27 protein-coding genes are annotated in these 25,642 nt (G+C 40.0%); 20 read left to right on the top strand and 7 right to left on the bottom strand.

Features of this window, described 5'->3' with window-relative positions; translation table 11 throughout:
• Nucleotides 1-10 precede the first annotated feature (10 nt).
• From arsA to ACOSV2_RS04165, 3 genes are read left to right on the top strand one after another with little or no spacing between them, the layout of a single operon-like run.
• Nucleotides 11-1,783 carry an arsenical pump-driving ATPase gene (gene arsA / locus ACOSV2_RS04155; protein WP_428974026.1) on the top strand — a complete coding sequence of 591 codons (1,773 nt, stop codon included), beginning with the start codon at nt 11-13 and terminating at the stop codon, nt 1,781-1,783.
• 12 nt (nt 1,784-1,795) lie between these two features.
• Nucleotides 1,796-2,212: a protein-tyrosine phosphatase family protein gene (locus tag ACOSV2_RS04160; protein WP_428974027.1), complete on the top strand. Its 417-nt coding sequence runs from the start codon at nt 1,796-1,798 to the stop codon at nt 2,210-2,212.
• A 36-nt stretch (nt 2,213-2,248) separates the two neighbouring features.
• Nucleotides 2,249-2,524 (top strand): adhesin, encoded by a 276-nt coding sequence (locus tag ACOSV2_RS04165; RefSeq protein WP_428974028.1) that lies wholly within the window; start codon nt 2,249-2,251, stop codon nt 2,522-2,524.
• A 131-nt stretch (nt 2,525-2,655) separates the two neighbouring features.
• Here the strand turns inward: ACOSV2_RS04165 and ACOSV2_RS04170 are convergent, their stop codons facing one another.
• Both ACOSV2_RS04170 and ACOSV2_RS04175 read right to left on the bottom strand, forming a co-directional pair.
• The gene (locus ACOSV2_RS04170) at nt 2,656-4,272 is read right to left on the bottom strand and encodes a M4 family metallopeptidase (RefSeq protein ID WP_428974281.1); all 1,617 of its coding nucleotides are present in this window, start codon (nt 4,270-4,272) and stop codon (nt 2,656-2,658) included.
• Nucleotides 4,273-4,658: 386 nt separating this feature from the next.
• Nucleotides 4,659-5,873 carry a S8 family serine peptidase gene (locus ACOSV2_RS04175; RefSeq protein WP_428974029.1) on the bottom strand — a complete coding sequence of 405 codons (1,215 nt, stop codon included), beginning with the start codon at nt 5,871-5,873 and terminating at the stop codon, nt 4,659-4,661.
• Between the two features lie 623 nt (nt 5,874-6,496).
• Between ACOSV2_RS04175 and ACOSV2_RS04180 the strand changes: the two genes are divergently transcribed.
• Nucleotides 6,497-7,888 carry a PepSY-associated TM helix domain-containing protein gene (locus ACOSV2_RS04180; protein ID WP_428974030.1) on the top strand — a complete coding sequence of 464 codons (1,392 nt, stop codon included), beginning with the start codon at nt 6,497-6,499 and terminating at the stop codon, nt 7,886-7,888.
• A 20-nt stretch (nt 7,889-7,908) separates the two neighbouring features.
• A complete protein-coding gene (locus ACOSV2_RS04185; protein WP_428974031.1) occupies nt 7,909-8,391 on the top strand; it encodes a FixH family protein in 483 nt (160 codons plus the stop codon).
• A gap of 52 nt (nt 8,392-8,443) precedes the next feature.
• Here the strand turns inward: ACOSV2_RS04185 and ACOSV2_RS04190 are convergent, their stop codons facing one another.
• Nucleotides 8,444-9,259, bottom strand: coding sequence for an STAS domain-containing protein (locus ACOSV2_RS04190; protein WP_428974032.1), 816 nt, complete (start codon nt 9,257-9,259; stop codon nt 8,444-8,446).
• Between the two features lie 445 nt (nt 9,260-9,704).
• Here ACOSV2_RS04190 and ACOSV2_RS04195 point away from each other — a divergent pair, with 445 nt between their 5' ends.
• On the top strand, nt 9,705-10,262 hold the full coding sequence (locus ACOSV2_RS04195) for a GNAT family N-acetyltransferase (RefSeq protein ID WP_428974033.1): 558 nt from the start codon (nt 9,705-9,707) through the stop codon (nt 10,260-10,262).
• Nucleotides 10,263-10,334: 72 nt separating this feature from the next.
• Here the strand turns inward: ACOSV2_RS04195 and ACOSV2_RS04200 are convergent, their stop codons facing one another.
• Both ACOSV2_RS04200 and ACOSV2_RS04205 read right to left on the bottom strand, forming a co-directional pair.
• The gene (locus ACOSV2_RS04200; RefSeq protein ID WP_428974034.1) at nt 10,335-11,903 is read right to left on the bottom strand and encodes a sodium/solute symporter; all 1,569 of its coding nucleotides are present in this window, start codon (nt 11,901-11,903) and stop codon (nt 10,335-10,337) included.
• Nucleotides 11,900-12,268: a hypothetical protein gene (locus ACOSV2_RS04205; protein WP_428974035.1), complete on the bottom strand. Its 369-nt coding sequence runs from the start codon at nt 12,266-12,268 to the stop codon at nt 11,900-11,902. Before ACOSV2_RS04205 ends, ACOSV2_RS04200 begins: the two co-directional genes overlap by 4 nt.
• A 227-nt stretch (nt 12,269-12,495) precedes the next feature.
• Between ACOSV2_RS04205 and ACOSV2_RS04210 the strand changes: the two genes are divergently transcribed.
• Nucleotides 12,496-13,737, top strand: a complete 1,242-nt coding sequence (locus tag ACOSV2_RS04210; RefSeq protein WP_428974036.1) for a helix-turn-helix transcriptional regulator — start codon at nt 12,496-12,498, stop codon at nt 13,735-13,737.
• Between the two features lie 125 nt (nt 13,738-13,862).
• Here ACOSV2_RS04210 and ACOSV2_RS04215 read toward each other — a convergent pair whose 3' ends face one another.
• Nucleotides 13,863-14,408, bottom strand: a complete 546-nt coding sequence (locus ACOSV2_RS04215; RefSeq protein WP_428974037.1) for a GNAT family N-acetyltransferase — start codon at nt 14,406-14,408, stop codon at nt 13,863-13,865.
• Nucleotides 14,409-14,635: 227 nt separating this feature from the next.
• On the opposite strand from ACOSV2_RS04215, the gene rlmN reads away from it, so the two are divergent.
• The 10 genes from rlmN (at nt 14,636) to ACOSV2_RS04265 (ending at nt 22,757) form a co-directional block, all read left to right on the top strand.
• Nucleotides 14,636-15,706 (top strand): 23S rRNA (adenine(2503)-C(2))-methyltransferase RlmN, encoded by a 1,071-nt coding sequence (rlmN, locus tag ACOSV2_RS04220; protein WP_044337210.1) that lies wholly within the window; start codon nt 14,636-14,638, stop codon nt 15,704-15,706.
• Between the two features lie 446 nt (nt 15,707-16,152).
• Nucleotides 16,153-17,199 (top strand): ArsR/SmtB family transcription factor, encoded by a 1,047-nt coding sequence (locus ACOSV2_RS04225; RefSeq protein ID WP_428974038.1) that lies wholly within the window; start codon nt 16,153-16,155, stop codon nt 17,197-17,199.
• A 14-nt stretch (nt 17,200-17,213) separates the two neighbouring features.
• On the top strand, nt 17,214-18,440 hold the full coding sequence (locus ACOSV2_RS04230; RefSeq protein ID WP_428974039.1) for an MFS transporter: 1,227 nt from the start codon (nt 17,214-17,216) through the stop codon (nt 18,438-18,440).
• A 179-nt stretch (nt 18,441-18,619) separates the two neighbouring features.
• Entirely contained in the window at nt 18,620-19,969 is a 1,350-nt protein-coding gene (locus tag ACOSV2_RS04235) for an NAD(FAD)-utilizing dehydrogenase (protein ID WP_428974040.1), read from the top strand.
• A 94-nt stretch (nt 19,970-20,063) separates the two neighbouring features.
• On the top strand, nt 20,064-20,429 hold the full coding sequence (locus ACOSV2_RS04240) for a hypothetical protein (protein ID WP_428974041.1): 366 nt from the start codon (nt 20,064-20,066) through the stop codon (nt 20,427-20,429).
• A 51-nt stretch (nt 20,430-20,480) separates the two neighbouring features.
• Nucleotides 20,481-20,915: a hypothetical protein gene (locus tag ACOSV2_RS04245; RefSeq protein WP_428974042.1), complete on the top strand. Its 435-nt coding sequence runs from the start codon at nt 20,481-20,483 to the stop codon at nt 20,913-20,915.
• A gap of 21 nt (nt 20,916-20,936) precedes the next feature.
• Nucleotides 20,937-21,221 carry a hypothetical protein gene (locus ACOSV2_RS04250; RefSeq protein ID WP_428974043.1) on the top strand — a complete coding sequence of 95 codons (285 nt, stop codon included), beginning with the start codon at nt 20,937-20,939 and terminating at the stop codon, nt 21,219-21,221.
• Nucleotides 21,222-21,270: 49 nt separating this feature from the next.
• Nucleotides 21,271-21,732 carry a DinB family protein gene (locus ACOSV2_RS04255; RefSeq protein ID WP_428974044.1) on the top strand — a complete coding sequence of 154 codons (462 nt, stop codon included), beginning with the start codon at nt 21,271-21,273 and terminating at the stop codon, nt 21,730-21,732.
• A gap of 35 nt (nt 21,733-21,767) precedes the next feature.
• A complete protein-coding gene (locus ACOSV2_RS04260) occupies nt 21,768-22,502 on the top strand; it encodes a hypothetical protein (protein WP_428974045.1) in 735 nt (244 codons plus the stop codon).
• 63 nt (nt 22,503-22,565) lie between these two features.
• On the top strand, nt 22,566-22,757 hold the full coding sequence (locus tag ACOSV2_RS04265) for a hypothetical protein (protein ID WP_428974046.1): 192 nt from the start codon (nt 22,566-22,568) through the stop codon (nt 22,755-22,757).
• 138 nt (nt 22,758-22,895) lie between these two features.
• Here ACOSV2_RS04265 and ACOSV2_RS04270 read toward each other — a convergent pair whose 3' ends face one another.
• Nucleotides 22,896-23,951, bottom strand: coding sequence for an iron-containing alcohol dehydrogenase family protein (locus ACOSV2_RS04270; RefSeq protein WP_428974047.1), 1,056 nt, complete (start codon nt 23,949-23,951; stop codon nt 22,896-22,898).
• Between the two features lie 186 nt (nt 23,952-24,137).
• On the opposite strand from ACOSV2_RS04270, the gene ACOSV2_RS04275 reads away from it, so the two are divergent.
• The 3 genes from ACOSV2_RS04275 to ACOSV2_RS04285 are packed head-to-tail and all read left to right on the top strand — an operon-like array spanning nt 24,138 to nt 25,560.
• Nucleotides 24,138-24,572 (top strand): MarR family winged helix-turn-helix transcriptional regulator, encoded by a 435-nt coding sequence (locus ACOSV2_RS04275; protein ID WP_428974048.1) that lies wholly within the window; start codon nt 24,138-24,140, stop codon nt 24,570-24,572.
• Nucleotides 24,573-24,609: 37 nt separating this feature from the next.
• A complete protein-coding gene (locus tag ACOSV2_RS04280; protein ID WP_428974049.1) occupies nt 24,610-25,245 on the top strand; it encodes a nitroreductase family protein in 636 nt (211 codons plus the stop codon).
• 18 nt (nt 25,246-25,263) lie between these two features.
• Nucleotides 25,264-25,560, top strand: coding sequence for a putative quinol monooxygenase (locus ACOSV2_RS04285; RefSeq protein WP_428974050.1), 297 nt, complete (start codon nt 25,264-25,266; stop codon nt 25,558-25,560).
• Nucleotides 25,561-25,642 lie beyond the last annotated feature (82 nt).

A 25,642-nucleotide genomic window follows, 5' to 3' on the forward strand; every position in this document is an offset into this window, starting at 1 on the left:
TTGGGGTAGAGTGTTCACATCGTTTCAATTAGAGGCTGTCCATCATACACCATTCCTCTTTTTTACAGGTAAAGGAGGAGTGGGGAAAACGTCTACGGCGAGTGCAACAGCCATTGCCCTTGCTGATGAAGGAAAAAGGGTGTTGATCGTCAGTACAGATCCAGCTTCCAATTTACAGGATGTATTAGAAACCGAACTTACCAATCAACCTAAACAAGTTCCAGGATTACCGACTTTATACGCTTGTAATCTTGACCCGGAAGAAGCAGCGGCTTCATATCGTGAAAAAGTTATTGGACCATATAGAGAGAAGCTCCCAGAAGCTGTAGTAAGTAATATGGAGGAACAATTGTCTGGTGCTTGTACAGTTGAAATTGCCGCTTTTGATGAGTTTACAAGCTTGCTTTCAGACCCTGACATAGTAGATCAGTTTGATCATATTGTATTTGATACGGCACCGACAGGTCATACACTCCGTTTACTGCAGCTTCCAACCGCTTGGACGGGGTTCTTGGAAGAGAGTACACATGGAGCTTCTTGCTTAGGACCTCTTTCAGGGCTTGGAGACAAGAAGGATTTGTATTCTTCCACTGTTAACGTTTTATCCGATAAGGAAAAAACAGCTCTTGTACTTGTTGCACGGCCGGACTCTTCAGCGTTATTGGAAGCTGACCGGGCATCAACAGAACTCCAGGACATTGGAATAAAAAATCAAATGTTGATTGTAAATGGATTAATGGGTAAGCATCAATGGGATGATACGATTGCATCGGCCTTTTACAACCGTCAGCAAGAAGCATTACGTTCAATGCCGATTGCTCTCAAGGAAATTCAAACGTATTCGCTACCTTATGTAGCGTATTCCTTAACGGGAACGAATTCCTTGAGGCAATTATTCTCTCATGTAGAGGTAAACCCGAATGCCGTAACTGTTGATGACGTTGAATCAATTGAAATTCCCGGATTAAAAGAAGTGATAGATGACTTCTCCAAGAATAACACCCGAGTCATTTTCACAATGGGAAAAGGAGGAGTGGGGAAAACCACTATTGCTTCTGCCATTGCTGTTGGATTGATTGAAAGGGGACATAAGGTACATTTAACCACAACAGATCCTGCAGCACACTTAACTCATATGTTTCAAGAAGAACGTGGGAAGGACGACTTAAGAATCAGCCGGATCGACCCGAAAGAAACGGTTGAGTCGTATAAAAAATCTGTTCTTTCTAAAGCAGCAGAGGGTCTCGATGAAGAAGGAATGGCGTATCTGAAGGAAGATTTAAACTCTCCTTGTACCGAAGAAATCGCCATCTTCCATTCCTTTGCAGGGATAGTGGGGAAAGCGGATGAAGAAATAGTCGTAATCGATACTGCTCCAACGGGCCATACTCTGCTTTTACTGGATGCAACTGAATCTTATACGAAAGAAGTGTCGCGTTCAAATGGAGAGGTGGAAGACCATGTGAAAAATCTACTGCCACGCCTTCGTAATCCAAACGAAACGAGCGTATTGATAGTGACATTACCTGAAGCTACCCCTGTTTTCGAAGCGAAACGACTTCAGGAAGATTTGCATCGAGCAGAGATTCACCCAAAATGGTGGGTCATCAATCAAAGCCTATCTGCAACGGACACAACAGATCCCGTGTTAAGAGGCAGGTCTGTTGCAGAGCGTGAATGGATACAAAAAGTGCATAACGATTATGCAAACAAGACCGCTCTCATTCCATGGATGAGCGAAGAAAAGATAGGGTACAAAAAACTGATGGACTTTTCTAAGTAAAGGTGGATGACAATGAATTATAATGAATTAGTGAAAGACCGAATTTATATCGGGGGTTTCGAAGATGCGGACTCAGTTCATGATAAAGTGGATATAATCGTCGACTTGCGAGCTGAAGCACCTGGAGTGGAATTTGATGATGTGTCCCGCATGCATCGTCCCATTGTAGAGAATGCTGATCAACAAGAAGAGTCGGTAAGGCGTGCAATCGATGAAGTGGTAACAGCCTATCAAAATGGCAAAAACGTCTACTTCCACTGTAACGGAGGAAGTAACCGAACAGGAACGGTCGCAGCAGGAACTCTCCTGTCACTGGGAGAAGCCTCCACACTCGAAGAAGCCGAAACGAAAGCAAAGAATGTCCGACCAAAAATCAACATCAAACCAGAACTGAAAAATGTATTAAAAGAGTTATATCCAAAGAATTGAGGGACGGACCTCAAAAAGAAATGGGGATTGTATACAATGAATATTACGAATGAAGCAAAAGAAGTACTGTTGAATGCAATGGAAGAGAAAAAATCGGAAGGTATCAGATTTTTTCTTAATCAAGGTGGATGCTGTGGGCCTCAAATGGGTGTTTCTTTAGATTCAGCTCAAGCCACAGATAAAGTGGAAGAAATTAATGGGGTTTCGGTTGCCTTTGATACGACTGTGATTTCTATGACTGATGATGTCACATTAGATGTCCAAGATGGGGGATTAGTATTAGTGGGTGTTCCGGATAGCGGCTGCTGTTAAGGTTATCCTAAATAGAAAAAGCCTGCTCTGGGTACTTATTGTACTTAGAAGCAGGCTTTTTTTATGATGAAGGATGAAGAATTTCCAGTAAAGAAACCAACAGAGAAAACCCTGCCGGTCTGGCAAACCCTTTAATTAATTCCAACTGCATCAAATGATAGCTTCACAGCATTAACTTCTGCTGAAGCGCTTCCATATAAATCGGTTGCAGATTGGACAGCTGCAGCTCTTGCCTGACTGAAGGTTGAGGAAGCTGTCAGGTATACTGTATTCATACGGTAATAAATATCCCCAAGCTTTTCACGGCCAATTCCGGGAACGCTTATTCCATAATGATTACCACCTTCACTTAATAGGTAAGCCTGCTTGTTGATGATTCCACTGTTTGTATGAACACCGCCATTATCTCCTGTACCAGTATAACGTTTAGAGTAGTGGTCAGGGTCACCGTATTTAGCAGGGTTGCTCATGGAGCGGAGGGCATCACCGGATGTGCCAGGTGTATAAATATCTTCTCCAATCTCGAAATCCGGATTTGATCCATTCTCGTATTCTACCAATGTACCAAAAATATCTGAAATCGCTTCATTTAAGGCTCCCGATTCATTCTGATATACAAGGTCAGAAGTAAAGTCTGTCACCGCATGAGTTAATTCATGGGCCACAACGTCAATACCGCCTGAAAGTGGGGCAAACGTCGTGCCATCCCCGTCACCATACACCATTTGAGATCCATTCCAGAAGGCGTTATTGTAGCCGCTACTGTAGTGAACAGAAGACACCAGGCGAGCGCCTTGATTATCATAAGAATTACGATTGTGGTTATCCTTATAGAAATCATACGTGACACCTGCGAAATAATGAGCATCAACCGCAGGAGCATCATATGCAGCATTTAGGACATTATCGCTATCCGACCACAAAGTGCCCGGTAAGAAAAATTGTGGGAAGAAGGTACGATTGTTCATGTTGTATGTATACACGCCATTTCCCCGGGTATTATCCTGCAAATAGTACTTTCCACTTGAAAGGGTGGTGTTCAACGGTTTAGAGTCACCTAATACGCCCTTACCGGTTCCTACTTGATTTGTTCCTGTGACTTCATGCATGTCATTGTATTTATTTAATATCTTTCCGGACTTCGCATCAATAAAATAGTTCCAGTTACCAGGAGCCGGTTCTAAATAATTCAGGTTTACAAAATAGGCAAAGGAAGCAGAATCACCATCTGTATAGACGACTAATTCCGGTTTAGCCTCTCTTTCTAGTTTTGGATCAATTCCAAGATCTTTCTTAGCGATCTTTAAGGCTTTATTCGCGTTCACTTTCTTATTTGGTGATGTTATCTTTTGATCCAGGTCAGCTACGACAGTACCGGAGAAAGCTTGAAGTGTGCCATCTTCATTTACAACTGCTGACTGTGTGGAACCCCAAACAGGTACCCCATGGTAGGTTTGCTGAATGCGAACGACTCTATTTCCAAGTTCATCTTTTTCAACAGACAGTACCTTGAACTGCTCGTCCGATTTCTTTTCGGAAAGCTTGAATTTCGCCTTGTTCTTCTCTAAAAAGGAAAGTACGATTGTCTCCGCTTTTTTCCCGGATGGGGAAGATAATAGTCCTGAAACAAATTCCGGTGTTCCTTCTTTTTTATTCATTTGAAAGAGAGCATTGTCAGATGGTGCAGCTAAACTCCCCGAAGCCATCATTCCTGACAGCAAGCCAATGGATAACCCCACGCTAATCATTTTCTTTTTTTTCAAATCAATCCCTCCTATTATTCTAAAAATTCTGTCAAAAATAGATTATCATAGAATAGAAGAAGAAGGTATTGAGAAAATGCAGGACTTTTTGAGGGTATAGAGGAGGTCAATAATGGTCGTTTTCAGGAAAATTTTCATGAAAACGAATCTTTTTATTAGATATAAAACTTTTGTTGGAATTTGTTATTTTTTTCTAGTGTTAATATAAGCCGGGTGGGCTAAAAAGGTGAGGGGTTCAGGGCAGCCAGTGATTATGAAACTAGGTAACTATCAAATCTCGAAGCATTTGGCTTTCTAATTATGTTGGGGAAGTAGATTAAATCATTATAAAAAACCCCTCAACCAATGGGTTAAGGGGTGCTTACTACTAATTAGTATCTTACAGCATCGTAAGAATTAATTCTTCCATGTTGGAAGTAAGAGCCTGTACCACTGATAGGATCAGCTGTTTGTTCGATTGCTTGACGAATTTGAACATTGTTTCGTCCTTGCCCTGCAAGTAATCCTGCTAAACCTGCAACGTGAGGGGAAGCCATCGATGTACCTGACATGTATGAGTAGCCATTGTTAGGCATGGTGGAAGCGATGTCAACTCCAGGTGCGGTTACATCCACCCATGTTCCGTAGTTTGAGAAGGAAGCTTTACGGTCTCTGGAATCAACTGCTCCTACGGCAATCGCATTAGGATAAGATGCTGGTTCAAACGTTGTTGATACTCCGTCATTTCCTGCAGCGGCAATCACGACAGATCCTTTATTCCAAGCATAATCAACGGCATTTTTTAAAGTTGTGGTATTACAGTCGCAACCAAGAGAAAGATTTAGAACTTCAGCACCTTGATCTGCAGCGTAGCGAATCCCTGCCGCGATATCATCAAGTGATCCACTTCCGTTGGCATCTAATACCCGAACGGCAAGAATCTTTGTATTAGGAGCCATACCGGCAACCCCGGTTCCATTGTTCGTTTCAGCCGCAGCCGTACCTGCCACATGGGTACCATGTCCATTTAAATCCATTGGATAATAATCATTGTCGACGAAATCATATCCACGAATCGTTTTGCCGTCTAAGTCAGGGTGGTTATAATCTACACCTGTATCAAGAACGGCGATTTCCTGACCGCTGCTTCCGCGTGCAAGATCCCATGCACTAGGTGTATACGTGTTTTGAGGTCCATATTGGTATCCTTGGTAGTAATAATCATTTGGGGTCCAGGTGGCTGAGAAGGTATAGTTCGGTTCTACGTATTCCACATTCGGGTTTTTGCTTAATGCTTTTACGGTTGCTTCTACATTTCCTACTTTTAACACTTCGAAAGGCTTTTTCTTATTAGCTTTTTCCTTTACTGAAGAAGCATTGACTTTTTTGAGGGTGCTTCCTTTTTCAGACTCTGCCACACCGTCTTTAAATTTTACAATAACCTCACCTTTTACATAGCTGCCTTTTTCGAGGCTTTTACTGACAACTGTCTTTTTCGGGGCTTTCTCAAGAGGGTTTTGATCTTGTGCAAAGGCACTTCCTCCGAAACTAGGTACGAGAGCAAGTGATGCAGCTAAAGATAAAGCAGCAATTTTTTTAAACTTCATAATAGCATTCCTCCGTTTTTCTTTTTTTTTTGGCTCAACGACAAATGAATTGAGTAGTAAATCGTTTGCTTGTTTAATGACCCCCTCTTATGAAAATTCACAAGAATAATTGAGAGTGTGTATGGGAAACTATGTATATGATTCTTGCTAACTAGGATTCTAGCAGACCCTTTAGAAAAAAAGAATAGGGCAAAAATTAAGGATTTGTAAATATAAGGAATGAAAATCCGGTCAGTGACAAAATTCACCGAGAATCATGAAAACTTTCCTCTAAACGCCCTCAAATATTAAAATGATTATAGGAAAACAGTCACGCATTTTCCCAACATCATTTTTAAAATAATGAGGGACGTACCTCCAGATTCGGTGAGTATAGTAGGTTGATTTCAGGCAAAAATTCAATAATTAGCATAATTAGAAAGAGCGAATTAGAGGTCCGTCCCTCTATGTAGTAACATTCAATTTTAAAAATACACCTTTTCATTTTTTTTTCACAACTCCATAGTACATTTAATAATGGCTAATAAGTCAGTTCAAGAAAGATAAAAAAACGAAATTCATTGATCTGAACTTATTAAGATTAAGTATTCCTTTTACCAGTCAATCAATAAAGGAGATTAAAGATGGAAACAGCAAAGAAATTAGAATCTGCCCCGAAGCAAACTAAGAAACAAGAAAGAGCTGCGCTATACCAAACTGTATGGAGATGGCATTTTTATGCAGGAATCATTTTTGCCCCGTTTTTAGTTATTTTAGCACTGAGTGGTGCAGTGTATTTATTCAAGCCACAAATTGAATCCGTCCTTTATAAAGATGTTTATTTTGTACAGGAAGAAGGCACTTCTATGATCAGTCCTTCTGCACAAATGGCAAAGGTCAAGGAGGAAGCCCCTGATCAAATTGTCACCTCGATGAAAGTGTATGATGACCCCTCTCGAACAATGGAATTCAGTGTAATGAATAATGGTAAGATGTCTTCGGTGTATGTCAATCCTTATACAGGAGATGTCACCGGATCAATAAAAAAAGATGAGAAATTTACAGAAACCTTTAAGAAGCTACATAGTGAATTGATCGTTGGCGGTACGGTAGCCAATCGATTAGTAGAGCTTGCTGCATGTTGGGCTATTATTTTACTGATAACAGGTCTGTATGTATGGTGGCCGAGAAACAAAGCATCGATTTGGAGTACAGTCATACCAAGGTTCAGACAAAAAGGCAGGACATTCTGGAGAGATATGCATGCAGTGCCCGCGTTTTGGTTATCACTATCCATTTTGATCCTCATCCTGACCGGCCTGCCGTGGTCCGGTGTGATGGGGGAGCAAATCAACCGACTGGCTACTTCGACCAATACTGGATTTCCACCATTTGCTACTAGTTTTGGAGAAAAGCCTCAATCGGTAGTAAGAGCGAAAGATGTGGCTGAGGATGTACCTTGGGCATCGGAAAACATGGCAGTACCTTCATCTACTACAGGTGGATATGTTCCATTATCTTTAGAAGATGCTACGTATATAGCAAGGAATGAAAACATAGAAAAACCGTATACGATTTCTATGCCACAAGGGGAGAAGGGTGTATACACCATCGCTACTTCTCATTCAAAACCAGGGGATAACGCGACTCTCCATGTGGATCAATACTCAGGTTCCATCTTAAGTGATGTACGCTTCAGTGAATATGGCATTATGGCTAAAGCCATCACGATGGGGATTGCCTTACATGAAGGCCGCTTATTTGGACTGGCAAACCAAATCATCTGTCTTATCATCTGTATTGGGTTGATCGGAATGGTAGTAAGCTCACTCATCCTTTGGAGAAAACGCAAACCAGAAGGTAAATCGGGTGCGCCATCTAAGTCAAAAGATAAAAATATAACAAGAGCGGTCTTTTTCATCATGTTGGTATTAGGTGTTATCATGCCACTCGTGGGTATTTCCATTATTATTGTTTTTTTACTGGACCGTTTTGTCTTTCCCCAGATCAAACCTTTAAAAGCCTGGATAAATTAAAAAATAAAGGAGTTTAAATAATGAAAAAAATCATTACTGTTTTAGGAATCGTAGTATTAATTGAGGTGTTATCAGCTTGTACAGCCAATTCCAACTCTTCGGCCAGTGAATCAGAAACAGCTAAGCTAGTGGAAGTGGATATCTCCCTACCAGAAAACATATCGCCAAATGAGGAAAATACATTAAAGGTAAAAGTAACCCATGCAGGTGAAAATGTAGAGGATGCGGATGATATACAGTTTGAAGTATGGAAAATGAACGACAAAGAGGAAAGTGAAATGATTGAGGCAACCCATGAAAAAAATGGGGTATACAGTATAAGAAATACATTCAAAGAAACCGGCGTATATTATATTCAAACCCATGTAACGGCACGTGATATGCATGTGATGCCGAAGAAGCAATTCATTGTCGGAGACGTTTCTAAAGAAGAGATGGAGAAAATGAAACAGATGGAAGAAGATAGTCATCAAGAAGGAGAGAGCGGAGGGCAACACCATTAACAGGAAAAGGACTTCAGTGGATGAAGTCCTTTTCTAATTGATGTAAGATCATTTAATGAGCTTCTACCGCTTTATTTAATGATTGATAGATTTTCATACTTGAAATATTTATACCTATCTGTACAAATTCAATACTCATTTCTGGGCGCATTCCTGATAAGATCGGCTCGATTCCAAGTAATTTAAGGCTATCAATCAGTTTCATGATTCCTTGCTGGAATAATGGATTCACTTCATACACACCGGAAAGGTCGATGATTAATTTATGAATGGATAGCTTCTTACACTCAAGAAGGACATGTTCTGCCATCATTTCTCCACGTACTTCATCCACTTGTCCAATGAGAGGCAAAACAGCCAAGTCGGAGAAGATGGGAACGACTGGAGTGGATAAGGACAAATATTTTTCTACAGATATTTTCAGTTGTTCTTCTGCATATTCGCTATACGCTTCACAGAAAGCGGAAATCATTTTTGTGAAAGATTGATCGATATCATGTGTGATTTGCAGAAGGATTTCCTTCGATACGAAATCATCATTACGAAGAATGATATCTTCTAAGACCACTTTTTTATATAAGGAGGATTTACTAATCGACATATTTAGAGGGACACCCTGACTGCAAGCAAGTCTTCCTATTTCTTTTCCCCACTGACTTGATTTGTCTTCGTTTTTTTCTCCTCTAAGCAGGCCTTCACCTAATTGTTCGATAAGCTGCTCAAAATAAGGCAGGCTTTCATTCCTTCCTGCTTCCATATAATGTGTAGGGTAAGCAGCTAAAAGGTCTGAGAAGATCTTATTGGCGATTTCCTGTTTTCTCTCAATCAATTGATCTCCAATAGATGTAGTGATTGTGTGGTGAGTCATTTTTCTCCTCCAGATGTATGTTTTTCCTTTATTATAAAGTATTATTAATTTTTAGTATAGGCTGGAAAGACTAGAATAATAGTATACCAGGTATATTGACAAAATAGATATTATTACCTTATAATTTCATTAATTTAAAATATTTCCAATTAGATGATGAAGAGAAGATCATAATGAAGAAATTGATGTACAGAGAACTCTATTAGCTGAAAAAGAGCCATCATGATCATTATGGTAAAAGACTTGGAGTTATGTATGAAGCTATTTCATGTAGTGAATACATCGGGATCTCCCGTTATAGAGAAAGGATATTAGGTTGTATCCGAAGAGGTTGGTATGGTGACATGCCAACAAACTGAGGTGGTACCGCGAAGATAAACTCTCGTCCTCAAGATTCATTTCTTGAGAATGGGAGTTTTTTATTTTGATAGAAGGAGTGTTCTGTATGAACCCTGTATTAATGGAAGTTCCAACCGTATTAGAAACCGAAAGATTAGAATTAAGAATGCCTCACCCGGGTGATGGCAGAATAGTGAATGCAGCTATTAAGGCATCCCTATCTGAATTAAAACCGTGGTTAGGGTTTGCACAGAGTGAACCTTCGGTGGAAGATACTGAAACAAACACACGTGAAGCTCACGCGAAATTCTTAACAAGGGAAAGTTTGAGGTATCTCATCTTCCGAAAAGATACAAATGAATTCGTCGGTTCAACAGGCTTTCACAACATTGATTGGAGTGTTCCGAAATTCGAAATCGGTTATTGGATTGATACCAGAATGAGTGGGCATGGTTACATGGTGGAAGCCGTTGGGAAATTGACCGATTTTGCATTAACTGAATTAAAAGGAAAAAGAGTGGAAATCAGGTGTGAATCCACAAATGGGAGGAGCAGGTCGATTCCTGAAAGGCTTGGCTATGTGCTGGAAGGGGTTCTGCGCAATGAGGATCTTTCGGTTGATGAGGAGCGGCTGACGGATACGTGTGTGTACGGAAAAATCTAAATAGGTGATGCAGGGTATTTATCTAGATCCTGCATCACCTATTTCAATCGTCATTTTAACGACAACTTATTTTTAAGCTGCTTCTGATTCTTTCGAATGGACTTTTTTCATGAATTCGTTTACATCCCCAGGGACTCTGCGATCGATCTTTGAAACGATATACACAGAAAGGAATCCAATTGGAACCGTTATTAACCCGGGTACATTAAACTGTAGAAATTCAGGTAGGGTAGCTTTAAAGAAAATCATGTACATAGAAGCAATCAGGCCAATAACAAGGCCGGCAATTGCACCTTTCTCTGTCATTCCCCTCCACCATATACCCAGGATGAAAATTGGTGTAAACGTACTTGCAGCTACTGTAAATGCCAGCGCTACCAGATGTCCGATAGATGCTTCTTTTACCAATAGACCAAGAACACCGTAGAGAATACCAAGAATGATAATCGAAACCTTTCCTGCTAAAACACGTTCTTTTTCTGTTATGTTTTTGCGGAAGAATGTTGCATATAAATCATGGGCCAATGCACCGGAGCTTGCAATGAATAAACCGGATAGGTTTGAAAAGACGGCAGCAAATGCGCCCGCAATAACAAGACCAAGCAGCCACTCCCCACCAAGGGCCTGGGCAGTAGAAGGAACAACCATATTGTTTCCTCCGGATATCAGGTCTTTCATAACACCTGGATCTGTGTCTCCGCTTAGAAAAATCGAGCGCCCGACCACTCCAAGATATACGGCAAAGAAAAAGAAGACACTTGCAATACCTATTGCCATAAGAGCGGATTTACGAGCTGCTTTAGCACTAGGGTTTGTGTAGAAACGAAGCAAAATATGCGGAAGTCCAATCGTGCCTAGTGAAAGTCCGATTGTCATTGAAATGGTTTGCCAGAATGATGGGAAGTAATTGCCGGTCCCTGTCCAAGCAGCTCCGTCAAAAGGTATATCCTTTCCATCAGTAGAAAAACCGGCAGTTCCTGAAATTACCCCTTTAAATTCATTAATCGTAGCAAGGATTTCCTGGTAATGTAGTCCACCATAGATAGCAGCACCAACCATAAGAAGAAAGGCACCTAGACGAATCCATAGTTCGAGGGCCTGGTTAAGTGTAGTACCCTTCATACCACCGATTCCAACGTAAAAAATCATGACAGAACATGTGAAAATGATTCCAAATTCATAGCTTGTCCCGAAGAACATATTTAAAATTTGCGCAGCACCAAGTAACTGAGGGGCTGCATAGAAGCCCGAAATGGCTAGAACCACCGCAACTGCTGCGAGACGTGCGCGTTTGCTGTGAAAACGATACGCTAAAAAGTCTGCCACCGTATAGGCTCCGAATCGGCGCAGGGGACCTGCTACGAATATAGCTAAAAGAGTTAGACCAATAGAAAAGCAAAATGCATAATAAGCACCATCATACCCAAGTTGATAGGTTAAACCGGCAATACCAAGAAAGGTTGCTGCGCTTAAGTAGTCTCCTCCTATAGCTGATCCGTTAGTAAACCAGCCAAAGCTTCTACCGCCAACAAAATAATCAGAAGCAGTGGCGTTTCTTTTTGATAAATAGGTGATATATACGATCGTCCCCATTAAAAGGAGTGTTAAAAGGAATTTTGGTTCTAGTAAAACGCCCATCAATCGATTCTCCTTTCCTCAGAAGATGTATTGGAGTGGGTGGGAATGTGGTGATCATTCTTTAAGCGTTTCTCGTAGAGAGTAGTATGTACATAGGCAATGATGAAAGCCATCGCCATTGCCACGATACTTGTGAAAAACCAGCTATACGTCATACCACCCCACATACGTGAAAACATAAAACCATCTGCATACCAATTTAATATCGGGATTGATAAGATAAAAACATAATAAAATAGCGTAAGTTTAATTCCAGTGCTGAATTCACCCTTCATGATTTTTCTTGTTTCCGGATCGAGTGGCTCAAGTTCGCTGACATCTATAGTGTCTGCTGCCACATAATCATATTCTGAATACTCTCCAGCCATAAAAGACCCCTCCTTAAGGAATGTAATGTGGTTGATTATTAAGTGCTGTCCTCCTTTGCAGAAGCTGATATAGTATTAAATTGATTCTACGATATAAGACGAATAGATACCTTACAATAAATTATCAGAAATATACAAATATTTAATATAATCTAATTTTTACTCTATAATTCAGATAAGAATAAGACATTATTTTGTATATCATAGAAAGGCAGGATGGAAGTCAAGTGTATTCGCTGAAGCTAGTCGTAAAAGATCAATTGGAATATGAAAAGCTGGAAGACTGGATTACAGAAGAATTTATGGGAAACATTGCACTGGTGGAGGAAGAAGTGAAACCAACTGATATACATATAGCCATTTTCGAAGTAAGTACATGGCTTGATTGGGTGAAAATATACCGATTTCATAAACGTAATAAAGAATGCAAGATCATTCCTTTGCTGGAACCATCATTATTGAATACTTCACCCCTTGCAATGGAACTGAAATTAAGCAGTTTACTAGTCAAGACTGTAAAAAAGCATAAATTTATTCGAATATTAAAACAGACTTTAGGGGGTATTTCAAGTGAGGATCATGTATTGACTAGTGATAATGTCATTGGGCTACATCAGGAACCAAAGAAAGGGAACCACCACACGTTACCTTTTCAAGAAGCATTTTTACGAAGATTACTTTCTGGGGAGATAAAATCTGAAGAGGAATTGATTCAATCCCGATCTCTCTTTCCAGTGGATGGGCTTCCAAATGTAGTATGTTTTATACAGGGATTTATCAGATGCCCTGCCTGGAAAGATGAGCAAGATTGGCATGCATCTATGATTATTCAAGACTACTTTAGAAAGCGCTTTCTCAAAGGGAGGATTTCTTTTTTATCTTACCGCAAACACTTGCTTATGCTCATTCGGCTTCCTTCGAAGTATGGATCTTTAAAGGACTGGAAAGAAGGAGAAGAAAGTATTCTTGATGCGATTGAGGGATTAGAAAGGGAGCATGGGATCCATCTTTATATTGGTGTTGGGTCCATCTATCGAGAACCACTTCTCCTTCATCAATCCTATCGGGAAGCATATAAAGCCAGGCGTACGTCACCATATGAGAGATTATCCCTTCGTTATTATGAAGAGATTACAAAGGACCAGCAGATACAGAAATGTACGGACTATATAGCTCAGTGTTGTACGGATAATCTTTCTATAAAACAAGTAGCCAAACAGATTAATTTTAGTGTACCGTATTTCAGCAGGATTTTTAAACAAGAAACGGGACGGAATTTTGTTGAATATGTCACCTTTGTTCGTCTTCAGCGTGCCGTGTGGCTTTTACGCCATACCAACCATACAATTGAGTACATTGCTGAAGAACTTGGATTCAATACACCGAATTATTTTAGTGGTACCTTCAAAAAATATGTTGGCCTTTCACCAAGAGAATACAGGAGGACGGAAGAAATTATTTTTATTTAATAAGGCAGGGGAGCAGACGATCTTTTGTGACCATGCAGCTGGTTAAGGAGTAATTATTTCCCGGTTTAAAAGGATATCAAGAGGAGGCGTTTCTCAATGAGAAGCGCCTCTGTAATAAGGACTCTTTAAGATTTAACCCAATCTTTCCTCAACATACTATACTTTACAAGATCCTCATAATGATCATATAACCATTGACCATCCCGCGTGATGCCTTCTTTCTTAAAACCTAAACGTTCCGGGATGCCAAGGCTTTTCTTATTATTGATGGCACATTGGATTTCTACCCTGTTGAGGTCCATTTCAATAAATAAATAGTTTAATAGAGAGGAAACGGCACGTGTAATGATCCCTTTTCCTTGTGCTACTTCAGAAAGAAGGTATCCAATGCTGGTGCTCTTGCTTTTCCAATCAATATAATGCAGCCCGATCATACCGACTAATTCCCCTTGATAGCGTAGCCCGGCATCGAATCCGTTGTTATCCGCGTAATTCCGGATCCATATGGGGATGATCGGTTCTAAATCCTGAGGAGACCGGCGTTTATCAACCCATAGAAGCCACTTGCGAAGATGATTCCGGTTTGAATCAATCAGTTCGTATAATTCCTCTTTGTGGTGTTGTTGAAATAGCTCGATTGAGATTTCTCGATCTACTGTGAATGAAAACATGAGGGACATCTCCTTTAAGATATTTAGAAGATTATACCATATTTTTCGTGTTTATAGAGAGTAATCTAAGTAGGGTGTATTTTCTGTTTCGGTGTATTTTCATTGTGTTTTTACTATATTACGGAATTCCAATTCTTCTCAACACTTATAAATCCCTTGAAACATTGCCATACTTTAAGTAGTATAGATAAGTAGAAAATTGTAGAGTTTTGAAATGAGGGTTTTAAATGGAAAAGAAATCCATATACGGATTAACATTAGATCAACTGACAACATGGCTGGTCGAACACGGTCAAAAGAAATTCCGTGCGGCTCAAGTGTGGGATTGGTTATATAAAAAGAGAGTGACAAACTTTGCGGATATGAAGAATCTAAACGCTGACTGTGTACAGTTGTTGGACGATCACTTCTATCTTCATACACTCACTCAAGAGGTTAAACAGGAATCTAAGGACGGCACAATCAAATTCTTGTTCAAGCTTGAGGATGGTAACCTGATAGAGACTGTTCTTATGCGTTTTAATTACGGACTGAGTGTGTGTGTGACGACTCAGGTCGGATGCAACATCGGTTGTACATTCTGCGCGAGTGGACTACTCAAGAAAAACCGGGACCTATCAAGCGGTGAAATTGTCGAACAAATCATGAATGTCCAACATCATTTGGATGAAGCAGGAAATGGAGAACGAGTCAGTCATATCGTCGTAATGGGAATTGGTGAACCATTCGATAACTACGATAACATGATGGACTTCTTCCGAGTAGTGAATGACCAAAAAGGTCTTTCGATCGGTGCTCGTCACATCACTGTATCAACAAGTGGCCTGGCAGATAAGATTTACAAATTTGCCGACGAAAACATTCAAATCAACCTGGCTGTTTCCTTGCACGCACCAAACAACGAATTACGTACGAAGATCATGAAGATCAACCGTGCGTATCCACTTGAGAAGTTGATGCCAGCCATTGATTACTATTTAGAAAAAACCAATCGACGAATCACCTTTGAGTATATTTTATTGAGCGATGTGAACGATCATAAAGAAGAGGCTATACAGCTAGCCAAATTGTTAAAGAACAAGCGTCATCTTTCTTATGTGAACTTGATTCCTTATAATCCAGTTGACGAACACAACCAATATCAAAGAAGTACGAAAGAAGCGATTGTTGAATTCTACGGTACATTACTTGAACATGGAATCAACTGTGGAGTCCGTGTGGAACAAGGGACGGACATTGATGCAGCTTGCGGTCAATTGAGAAGTAAGCAGATTAAAAAAGACAAAGTAAAATCTTAATACTTTATATTTAGCACATGAATTCCTGAATGGGATTTGTGTGTTTTTTTTGTGATTGTTGAGACTGAATATGAGATTGGATTCCATATTTTGTTAAAATACGCAATAAATCATTATTTTGGCGCAATTCCACTCGATCATGACGCAATTCCAATTTAACAGACGCAATAAAATGAATTTTGACGCAATTAAGAAAGAAAACGACGCAATTCTCCTATCGAACTACTTTAAAAATTAATGAATGCCAGTACGAAAAGCCATATTTGGTAACAACAGCTAATGACCAAATAAGATTTGATTCATTTTATCCAATAAGGAGTGAAGAAACAATGTTTTATTAAAAGTAGCTACTTTTCTTGGAATAAATTCAATATATGTTGAATGTATCGTTCTATAAATATAGAATGAATGTTAGGAAGAAATTTTTGGGAATGAGGTGTTCTACTATGGATGTACTCCATACGACAAGCCGAAAAAGAGAGACATATGAAGTAAGAATCGAGGCTTCTCTACTTTGGGAATGCGCTTTGGGGATTGCTGCCATCACAAATACAAGGCTTATCGATACGTTAGAAAAACCGAAAGAGTCATGGGACAAGTTAAAAAAATCTTTATCTGAACCGTTGATAGAGGATTTGAAATACGTTGAAAAGAATAATACATGGAAATCCCTACTGCTCTTGTTGCATCAAAAAGAGTTTCGGGATTTATCTGATTTCATAACGTTTTTGGAGGGAGTGGACGATCAAAAACTCAGATTCATTTGCATTCCATACATAGGGATGAAATTTCAAGAACTTCGAAAGCATGCTTCAAAAGGTGATGAGTCGTCACGAAACAGATTGAAAAAGCAGACGAAGGATAATCCGTATTTTCCAGGATATATTGAGTTTATCTGCACCACAAATATCCAGAATTTAAGGGATCACTTGAAGAGCGTCATGACCCGGTGGTATGAAGAAGTGATCATTCCTAAACAAGAGACGCTAATTCAGATATTGACAAGGGATAAAGAGTCCAAGGAAAGGATGAATGAAAAACTGAAGCCCGAGGCCATGGTTGAGTGGGCAACGGGAGGGATTACTTATCTGCCTGAGCCCAGTGTACCTACCGTCCTGCTAATCCCTCAGTCGATTTACCGCCCTTGGAACGTAGAAGGGGATGTTGAAGGAGTCAAGGTGTTTTATTATCCCGTAGCCAATGAAAGCATTTATCCGGATGATAAGGATATGCCAAGCTATTTTCTGGTCCAAAAGCATAAAGCCCTTGGGGATGAAGCGCGTCTCAGAATGGTGAATTTCCTGAAGGGGTCAGATCGTACACTTCAGGAAATCACGAATGAGCTGAACATGGGGAAATCGACGGTCCATCATCATTTGAAGATACTCAGGTCCGCAAGGCTGGTCGAAACTCTGGATGGGAAGTATCACCTGAAAGCGAATGCGGTTCAATCTTTATCGAATGAATTAATGCAGTATTTAGCTGGGGATTAAAAGGGGGAAATGATATGGGTGAGCGTGCGGTCAGGCTAAATCAAGTGGAAGATTTCCCGCCCTTAAAGAAAAACTACTCTGTTTTCCGATTCATGGGTGGCAATCTGATTTCATTTTTCGGTGATCAAATCTATTTAATCGCAATTCCTCTAATGGTATTAGCCCTCACTGGATCACCTGTGAGTATGGGGATTGTGGCGGCGCTTGAACGGCTGCCGATTCTATTGCAGCCCTTCGCAGGTATCATGTCCGATACATTCAACCGGAAGCACCTTCTCCTTTTATGTGATTTAGGGCGATGTTTACTTGTTGGGATGATTGGGGTTCTATTTATCATGGAGGTACTGGAGATGTGGATGGTATACCCCGTTGTGTTCGGTATCGGATGTTTTAGCCAAATTTACAATACATCTCAATTTGCCTCAGTACCAAGCTTAGTGAGAAGAGAAGACCTTCAAGCTGTGAATTCACTAAATTCCGGGATATTTAATTTGGCGGTTTTTCTGGCACCAGGTTTGGGAGGGCTGATCATTTCCTTTTTGAATCCTGGATATGCCCTGTTGGTGAACAGCGTCAGCTTCCTGGTATCTTTTCTTGCCATTGCGAGTCTCCGGATGAAGATGAATGAGAGAGATTCATCAAGGCATTCCTTCTGGGGAGAAATCAGGGAGGGATTTGAATTCGTTGTAAAGACCAAGCCGATCCTGTACACCAATCTAGCCATGGTATCTTCTGTGTTCGGAACTACATTGTTTCTCACATTATTGGTATTTCACCTGAAAGATTCCATCAGTTTAAATACGGTCATGATTGGTTGGTTATTATCAATAGGGGGAGTAGGTGCGACTCTTGGCGCGGTTACGTCAAACCTTTTTCGGAAACGGTTTTCTTATCGGAGCATATTATTTACGGCCTCTGTCATTGGAGGGCTTTCAATCCTGTGTTTCGGCTTTATAGAAACCTATTTTTGGCTTATGATCATGAATGCAGTAGGGACCTTTTGTGCTTCGATGATGAGTCCATGCATTATTACAATCAGGCAAACGCTGACACCTGATCACTTATTGGGAAGGGTGCAGGCCACAAGCCGCCTCATGACTTGGGTATTCATGCCCCTGGCCGCATTTCTTGCAGGAATACTGGCTGAAGCAATAGGCACAGACCTGACCATCATGCTTGCTGGAGGCATCTCGACACTCGCTTCCATTCCCTATCTACATCACAGTTTGAAAGATAAGTAGAGGGACGGACCTTCCCATTTCTGTTTTATGGTAGGATGGAAATGGAAGCCATTTTGGTGGGGAGCATTCAGATATGATTACTGAAAGTCAATTTAAAGGGAGATTAAGAAAGATCGATTTTAATCGTCCTGATATAAAGTGGCACAAGAACGTATTCAACTAAGAAAGGGGAGCAGAGGATGCAATCGAGTCATCACGACATCACCATCATCGGAGCAGGTGTGAGCAGTGTGTTTCTCGCTTACACCTTGATGAAGCACAATGAACATGTCTCCATCCACATGATTGATCTCGGTAAAAAACTGAGTGAACGTACATGTGGTTTAGATGAAGGAGGAGGATGTACCTGTGAAGGAATGTGCAGTAAATACATTGGGTTTGCAGGTCTTGGGAAATCAGAAGGAAAATTTAATTATACGAATGATTTCGGAGGAGAGCTTGGCAGGAAAATTGGAGAACAAACGACACTTGATTTGATGAAGGAAGTAGACGATATTCTCTGCGAGTATGGCGGTGACATCATCCCTTCCTATAGCACGAAAAATCAGATGCTTTCGAATAGAGCCGGTATGGCTGATTTAAAAGTACTTTCGACAGAGGTCCGTCATTTAGGAACACGCTTGGCGAGTGAGGTTTTTCAAAAAATGTATGAGGTGCTGAAAAACCGTATTACGTTTAGTTTTGAAACTCATGTAGAAACAATCACTAAAAATGAGGCGGACTTTCATTTAAAATCCAATATTGGTGATTTTACGACGGGGAAATTAGTGATTGGTACAGGAATGAGTGGCAGCACATGGCTGAAAGAACAAGCAGGGTCACTTGGACTTTATCCAGGAGAAACCCGTCTGGATTTGGGGATTCGTGTGGAAATGAAAGGTAATCAGCTTCAATCGATATTAAAAGATACATTTGAAACCAAGCTTAAGATCGAGAGGGAATCATTCAGTGCGACAACCTATTGTATGAATCCGCGAGGGAGGATCATTCGGAAGCACCAGCATGGCTTAGTTATGCCTGATGGACAGAATGCCCGTGAAGAAGATACACCAAGTGCGAATCTGAACTTCAGCTTGTTCGTTCCACGCTATTTTCTCTCCCATGATGAGGCAATGGGCTATGCAATGAATATCATAGGTGGAATCAATCAAGGACGAGATCGGATTGTCGTTCAGAGATTGGAAGATTTCAAATCAGATAGGAGTACAGAAACGTTGGATGGGAATCTGGTAGGTCCGTCCCTCAAAGCGGATTATGGGAATCTTCGGGAAGAGGTTCCAGAATTTTATGTGATGGCGCTCGAGAAGTTTTTTGCTTCTTTGGAAAGGCTTATTGGGGAGACTATACACCCTGATACACTTTTGTACGGTTTGGATGCGAAGTTTTATGAACCTAAATTACCGACGGATCAGAACTTTGAAACAGATGTGTCAAATCTGTATCTGATTGGTGACTGCTCCGGAGAAACCCATTCCTTATCGCAGGCAGCGGCAAGTGGTATTTATTTAGGGAAATATCTGGGAATATAGGGTTAACCACTTAATGATAAATTTGGAATAATTTGAAACCTTTCTGTTTGTTCTTTCGTACTAGTAGAAAAGAACAGGCAGAAAGGATTTTTTTATGGGATTAAGAGTAGAACAAAATGATTTTGGATATGAAACAAATGTAGATAATCATCCGAATAAGCAGATGAGTATGTACGCCTTCCTTCGATTATTGGGAGTTTTTATTTTCGTTGGGTGGGGAATCATGTTCTTCACTGTCCCTCTGGATCTCAACCATAAATCCGAATGGGTTCATGTGAAGGGCATTCATTTAGATGGGAAAATGATGGGAGAATTCTTTTTATGTTTGATCACGGTAGGATTCATATATTTTGGATTGCTATATTTATATTTTAAAAAAATGTGGGGGAAAACTTTTTTATTGATTTCTCTATTTTGTCTTGGTGTAATCGATGGTCTCTTTTTTTTCTTTTCATTATAAATTGTTTTGTCTAAAATATAAGAATTTTCTAATGAATGGAGGCAGCTTAAATTGAATTACTATTTCAACTTATTAATAACGATAATCATCCTAGTAATTGGAACCGGTATGGCATTCTTCATTGACCAATTCAGTAAACAATTAGAAAAGTTCCTTCCTTCTAGGTACTTATCCTTTACGATCATCGCGATACTCTTCACACTAATGACGGGCGCTACGGTAATGACCAGCTCATTTGGAGGGTGGAGCATAATGGATACGGCTTTCATTTCCAGCCTTTGCTTTTTTGCACTGGGATGGCTCACCAATATTTCAAAACGAGCGGGAATTAATCAAGCATCGACGGCCGCTAAGTTCATCACGAATAATCAATTTAAATATGAATATGAATCAGCGAGTTCTTCTAATAAGAGTCCTTATTTTATTGCGAGTCTGCTTTTTCTCGTTTTGAGTTGGGGGATTTCATTTTGGATGGCTTACAGTTAATAGGATGAGGAGGGATGTGTTTTGTCTGATTGGGGTGTCTTGTTTCTATTATTCATGATTATTATGACAGTCCTGGCTTTGACTGATTTTATGATTATGAAAGTTACAGGACAGGATAAAAAGAAGAGAATTTGGGCGGGAGTCATATGTTTACTCCTTACACCCGTGGTTTTTATCTTGACTGGTTTATCCGTAAGTCCGTTTGATCCTTCTGGTTTTGGAACAGGTATGGTCATGATGATATACGGGACCTTTTTTGCATTGAATGCAATAGGAATCATTGTGGTTGGATTGTTCTCTGAATAAGGAATAGCGGCTTTTAGAATTCTTACAATACGAAGGGCAGGTTGATAACATGGTAGAACTTTTTTCTTATAATTGGCAAATACGGGAAGAATGGTTTGATTGGTGCAGGGAAATCAATCAGGAAGAGCTGACGAAAGAGCGTATAGGCGGGATGGGGAGCATTCTGAAGAATCTCTTTCATGTAGCGGACTGTGAGCAAATTTGGATGAATCAATTACAAGGGAAACCCGTGATGAAAAAGGATTTCCATACTATTTCATCACTAGACGAAGTCATTGAGTTTTCAGAAACGACCCGTCAGCAAACGGAAAGCTTTCTGTCATTATGGACTTCCTCCTATGGAAAGAAAGAATTTAATATGACATCAAGATCAGGTAGAACATACAATTTTACATACAAAAAGGTTATGCAACATGTAGTGACGCATGAGATTCATCATATTGGTCAATTATCCGTGTGGGCAAGGGAAATTGGAAAAAAGCCGGTGTCGAGTGATTTTATTTTCAGATGATGTATATGTAGCAGATAGAAAAGGAGGACTATACATTGAATAAACAACAAAAGCCATTCATCGAAAAAGTAAAAATCATTCTAGGTGACAACTATGCGACCATTGAGGATACGAATGATTTGACCATTGCAGAATTGAAAGAACTTGTCAGTTATCTGGATCAGAGCCCACCTTATCATTCACTATCTAACTTGAAGATTCTTGTGAGTCAAACATTCTCCCAGGAAGCGGATGAGTATTTAGAGAGGAAAGGATATGAACTGGTTGATGAATTTGTTACTGTGTGTAAAATGCTTGAGAAGTCGGAAATCAATCACTCTTTTACATTGAAAAATTTACATAAAATTTCAGAGAATGAGTTTGCTCATATTTGGATGCATACTATGGAGGGCTCTCTTAATGCTCCATCTAGTTTAACCATGCCAGAACAGATGAAAAGTGTCGCAAACGAACTAGGTGACAGCTATAAGGATTCCTGCATTGCGATTTATGAAGGAAATCAGCCTATTGGCGTCATAATGCCACATATAGAACCAGGCACGGTGGATGAGGGAAGGTTGTTTTATTTCGGATTGATTCCTGATGAAAGAAGCAAAGGAAAGAGCAAGCTCCTTCATAAACTGGCACTTAATCTGTTAGCTAGTGAGTTTCAGGCAAAAAATTATATCGGGGGGACAAGTAAGAATAACGCTCCGATGATTCGAACATTTCTTGCAAATGGGTGTGAAGTGAAGGAAGTGAACAGGGTGTTTTATAAGAAATCCCTTTAGTACTGTGACCAGCAGTGTTATAATGGATGAATTGTTCAAGTAGAAAAGGGGAGTTAATACCTTATGAAATATATGAAATCACAAATGAAACAGTTAATCAGAGATAATAAAGAATTGCAAAGTCGTCTGAAAGTATTGATGGATGAGATGAATTTAGAGCGTACATTCGCTCTTAAAGCATTGTATCATTCAGAGGTTGCAGAAGGCGGAAAATACCAGGCTGCCTATCAAGCGTTAGACCAACCAAAGGAGTAAGTTTTTTTCTCTGAAATCCAGGATAGTATACTCATACAGGTGACATGACCTGAGTTTAGCATGTTTTAAAAAAATAATACTGCAAATAGGCGGCCAGGTAGGAGAGGATATTCCCTCATTACCTGGCCATTTTCTTTTTCATTCAGCAAAGATCTCATGCAAGAGAGGATCCTCATCTAAAATCTCCAAGGCTCTTTGTCGATAACTGGAATCATGTAAATAGGTATAACGATTAGGTTTTATCGATGTACTCATTAAAATCGCTTCTTTGTATTCTGCTTTTATTAATCCGATTGTTTTAACATAATCAAAAAAACCAGTTCGTGTAAAAACTTTTTCGATACGTTCTATTCTATGCTCTTGAACTTTTGCCATGATATAGGTGGCGATACCTACTTGAATCCCATGCATTTGAGGTGTTTTAGAAATGATTTCAAGACTGTGGGAAATCAAATGCTCTGAACCACTGATGGGAGCACTGTTTCCGCTAATGACCGTCGAAACCCCTCCCATTGTTAAGGAACTGACTAATTCTTTAAGAAGGATTTCATTTTTCAATTCATGCATCGGTGTCCGGATGAAGCTATTAACGGCTTTCTTACTAAGCATATAGGCGAAGGCATTTACAGAACCAACCCCGTTTTTTTCTTCAAATTCCCAATCATATAGTGCTGTCAGGTTTGACATCAAATCGCCAATCCCCGCCAGGATAAAGCGATCCGGTGCGTGCTTAATAATATCTAAATCTACAATGATTCCATATGGAACCTTGGCAGGAACCGTCGTCTTCTTACCATCGACGATTAAAGAGCAGTTACTGCTTGCAAATCCGTCGTTTGATGGGGCAGTTGGAATCGATATGAATGGACTTCTTCTGGAAAATGCAACATATTTACCGTAATCAACAACTTTTCCACCTCCTACCGCGATAACGACATCAAAGCGGCTCCATGAAAATGCGGCAGAAAGTAATTCATGGATATCCATTTTATCATCCAGCTTTACGCACTCAATAGTGAGACTGGACAAGGCGTTTTCTATTGTATTTTTTAAAGTGGTATTTGAAAATTCATCAAATAATACGATAGCGTTGGAGAATGGGTGCCTTTTTAAAATATCGTCTAGCCGTGACAATACGTCAGAGCCAACCTCTAAAATAGAGGGAATCGGAATGTTTGTGACCGAATTTGTCATGGGTTGTATTCTCCTTTATTCTCGATTTTTACTCACCCTACACCTTCCACAATTGTCAGAAGGATTCCTTTAAATCATTAGGGTTTTCTCTTAAGATCCAAATGTTTGACTTATAAATCCATATGTATTATATTAATTGACAGGTCAATGATTGACCCATCAACTAATGTGAAGGAGGAGGATGCTTTGTCCATCTCTTGTCGTGAAGAAGAGAAGATAATTGTTCAACTAAATGATATATATAAGCAGATGAGTCCTAAGTTTGAGCGTTGTACCGGAATTAGTCAGTCTCGTTTGGATCTTTTGCACAAGTTATTTGAAGTGGAAGAAATCAGTCAAACCGCCCTACAAAGAGAAGTGAATATCGATAGTGCAGCCGTGACGAGACACTTAAAGCAACTTGAAGGAAAAGGGATGGTTTCCCGCCGTAAAAATCCTGATGATAACCGGTTTACTTTTGTCCGGTTGACAGAAGAAGGCCGTAAGAAAATAGAGGCTTATCGTGAAGAGAAAGAGATCTTTATCACAAAAGTCTTTAAAAGCTTTACAAAAGAAGAACGTGCAGTTTTATCGCACATGCTAAATCGTATTCAGGATAATGTATCAGAGATCGAATACTAGATAGTTTAGACTTATTTATATAAAAGGAGAATGCATCATGAATCAAACAAAAATCAATGACTTTAACCAAATCATCACAGGCCGTCGCTCCATCCGTAATTATGACCCGACTGTAAAAATCAGTAAAGAAGAAATGACTGAGATACTAACCGAAGCTACTCTTGCACCATCATCTGTAAACTTACAGCCATGGCGTTTTGTTGTAATCGATAGTCCAGAAGGGAAAGAAAAACTTGCACCTCTTGCGAAATTCAATCAGACGCAAGTCAAATCTTCTTCTGCAGTGATTGCGGTATTTGTAGATATGAACAGCCTCGACTATGCGGATGAGATTTACGATCAAGCAGTAGAAGAAGGGTATATGCCTGCAGAAGTAAGAGACAGACAGCTACCATCTATTAAGGGATTACTACAAATGATGACGACTGAACAGTTCAGGGAAATGAATCTCATAGATGCAGGATTAGTATCCATGCAACTCATGCTTGCTGCACGTGCTCACGGATTTGATACAAATCCGATTGGTGGATATGAAAAGGATCAAATTGCTGAAGCATACGGTATGGACAAAGACCGTTACTATCCAGTCATGCTGATATCAATCGGAAAAGCGGCAGATGCAGGCTATAAATCTGTTCGCCTGCCAGTAGAATCCATCACGGAATGGAAATAAGAAAAGAGGAGAAATTATATGATTATTATCCATGCAGAATTTCATATTAATCCAACCAAAGAACAAGCATTTTTAGAAGAGATTCGCCCACTTGTAGGAGCATCCAGAGGAGAAGAGGGAAACATCTCATATGACTTAATGAAAGATACTGAAAGAGAAAGTGTCTATACAATGGTAGAGGTGTGGAGGGATGCTGCTGCCGTTGAGAATCACAATGCGAGTGAGCATTTTGCTTCATTTGTTAGGAGAGCACCTGAGTATTTAGCGGCTCCTTTAGATGTGAAGATTTATGAAGGAAATAAGGTAGAGAAATAATTAATTTAAAGGGCACCCGACTTTTGGTTGGGTGCTTTTTTTCATTAAAGAAAATGCCAGGCGCATAAGCACCCGACATTTC

Source organism: Rossellomorea sp. DUT-2 (assembly GCF_052665285.1).

What these genes read in the sequence shown, in the direction of transcription:
- ACOSV2_RS04170 (WP_428974281.1), bottom strand. Translation starts at nt 4,272, where the DNA reads ATGATTAGCGTGGGGTTATCCATTGGCTTGCTGTCAGGAATGATGGCT.
- ACOSV2_RS04180 (WP_428974030.1), top strand. Translation starts at nt 6,497, where the DNA reads ATGGAAACAGCAAAGAAATTAGAATCTGCCCCGAAGCAAACTAAGAAA.
- ACOSV2_RS04190 (WP_428974032.1), bottom strand. Translation starts at nt 9,259, where the DNA reads ATGACTCACCACACAATCACTACATCTATTGGAGATCAATTGATTGAG.
- ACOSV2_RS04185 (WP_428974031.1), top strand. Translation starts at nt 7,909, where the DNA reads ATGAAAAAAATCATTACTGTTTTAGGAATCGTAGTATTAATTGAGGTG.
- ACOSV2_RS04270 (WP_428974047.1), bottom strand. Translation starts at nt 23,951, where the DNA reads ATGACAAATTCGGTCACAAACATTCCGATTCCCTCTATTTTAGAGGTT.
- ACOSV2_RS04230 (WP_428974039.1), top strand. Translation starts at nt 17,214, where the DNA reads ATGGGTGAGCGTGCGGTCAGGCTAAATCAAGTGGAAGATTTCCCGCCC.
- ACOSV2_RS04215 (WP_428974037.1), bottom strand. Translation starts at nt 14,408, where the DNA reads ATGTTTTCATTCACAGTAGATCGAGAAATCTCAATCGAGCTATTTCAA.
- ACOSV2_RS04205 (WP_428974035.1), bottom strand. Translation starts at nt 12,268, where the DNA reads ATGGCTGGAGAGTATTCAGAATATGATTATGTGGCAGCAGACACTATA.
- ACOSV2_RS04225 (WP_428974038.1), top strand. Translation starts at nt 16,153, where the DNA reads ATGGATGTACTCCATACGACAAGCCGAAAAAGAGAGACATATGAAGTA.
- ACOSV2_RS04280 (WP_428974049.1), top strand. Translation starts at nt 24,610, where the DNA reads ATGAATCAAACAAAAATCAATGACTTTAACCAAATCATCACAGGCCGT.
- ACOSV2_RS04195 (WP_428974033.1), top strand. Translation starts at nt 9,705, where the DNA reads ATGAACCCTGTATTAATGGAAGTTCCAACCGTATTAGAAACCGAAAGA.
- ACOSV2_RS04240 (WP_428974041.1), top strand. Translation starts at nt 20,064, where the DNA reads ATGGGATTAAGAGTAGAACAAAATGATTTTGGATATGAAACAAATGTA.
- ACOSV2_RS04235 (WP_428974040.1), top strand. Translation starts at nt 18,620, where the DNA reads ATGCAATCGAGTCATCACGACATCACCATCATCGGAGCAGGTGTGAGC.
- ACOSV2_RS04285 (WP_428974050.1), top strand. Translation starts at nt 25,264, where the DNA reads ATGATTATTATCCATGCAGAATTTCATATTAATCCAACCAAAGAACAA.
- ACOSV2_RS04255 (WP_428974044.1), top strand. Translation starts at nt 21,271, where the DNA reads ATGGTAGAACTTTTTTCTTATAATTGGCAAATACGGGAAGAATGGTTT.
- rlmN (WP_044337210.1), top strand. Translation starts at nt 14,636, where the DNA reads ATGGAAAAGAAATCCATATACGGATTAACATTAGATCAACTGACAACA.
- ACOSV2_RS04175 (WP_428974029.1), bottom strand. Translation starts at nt 5,873, where the DNA reads ATGAAGTTTAAAAAAATTGCTGCTTTATCTTTAGCTGCATCACTTGCT.
- ACOSV2_RS04165 (WP_428974028.1), top strand. Translation starts at nt 2,249, where the DNA reads ATGAATATTACGAATGAAGCAAAAGAAGTACTGTTGAATGCAATGGAA.
- ACOSV2_RS04160 (WP_428974027.1), top strand. Translation starts at nt 1,796, where the DNA reads ATGAATTATAATGAATTAGTGAAAGACCGAATTTATATCGGGGGTTTC.
- ACOSV2_RS04265 (WP_428974046.1), top strand. Translation starts at nt 22,566, where the DNA reads ATGAAATATATGAAATCACAAATGAAACAGTTAATCAGAGATAATAAA.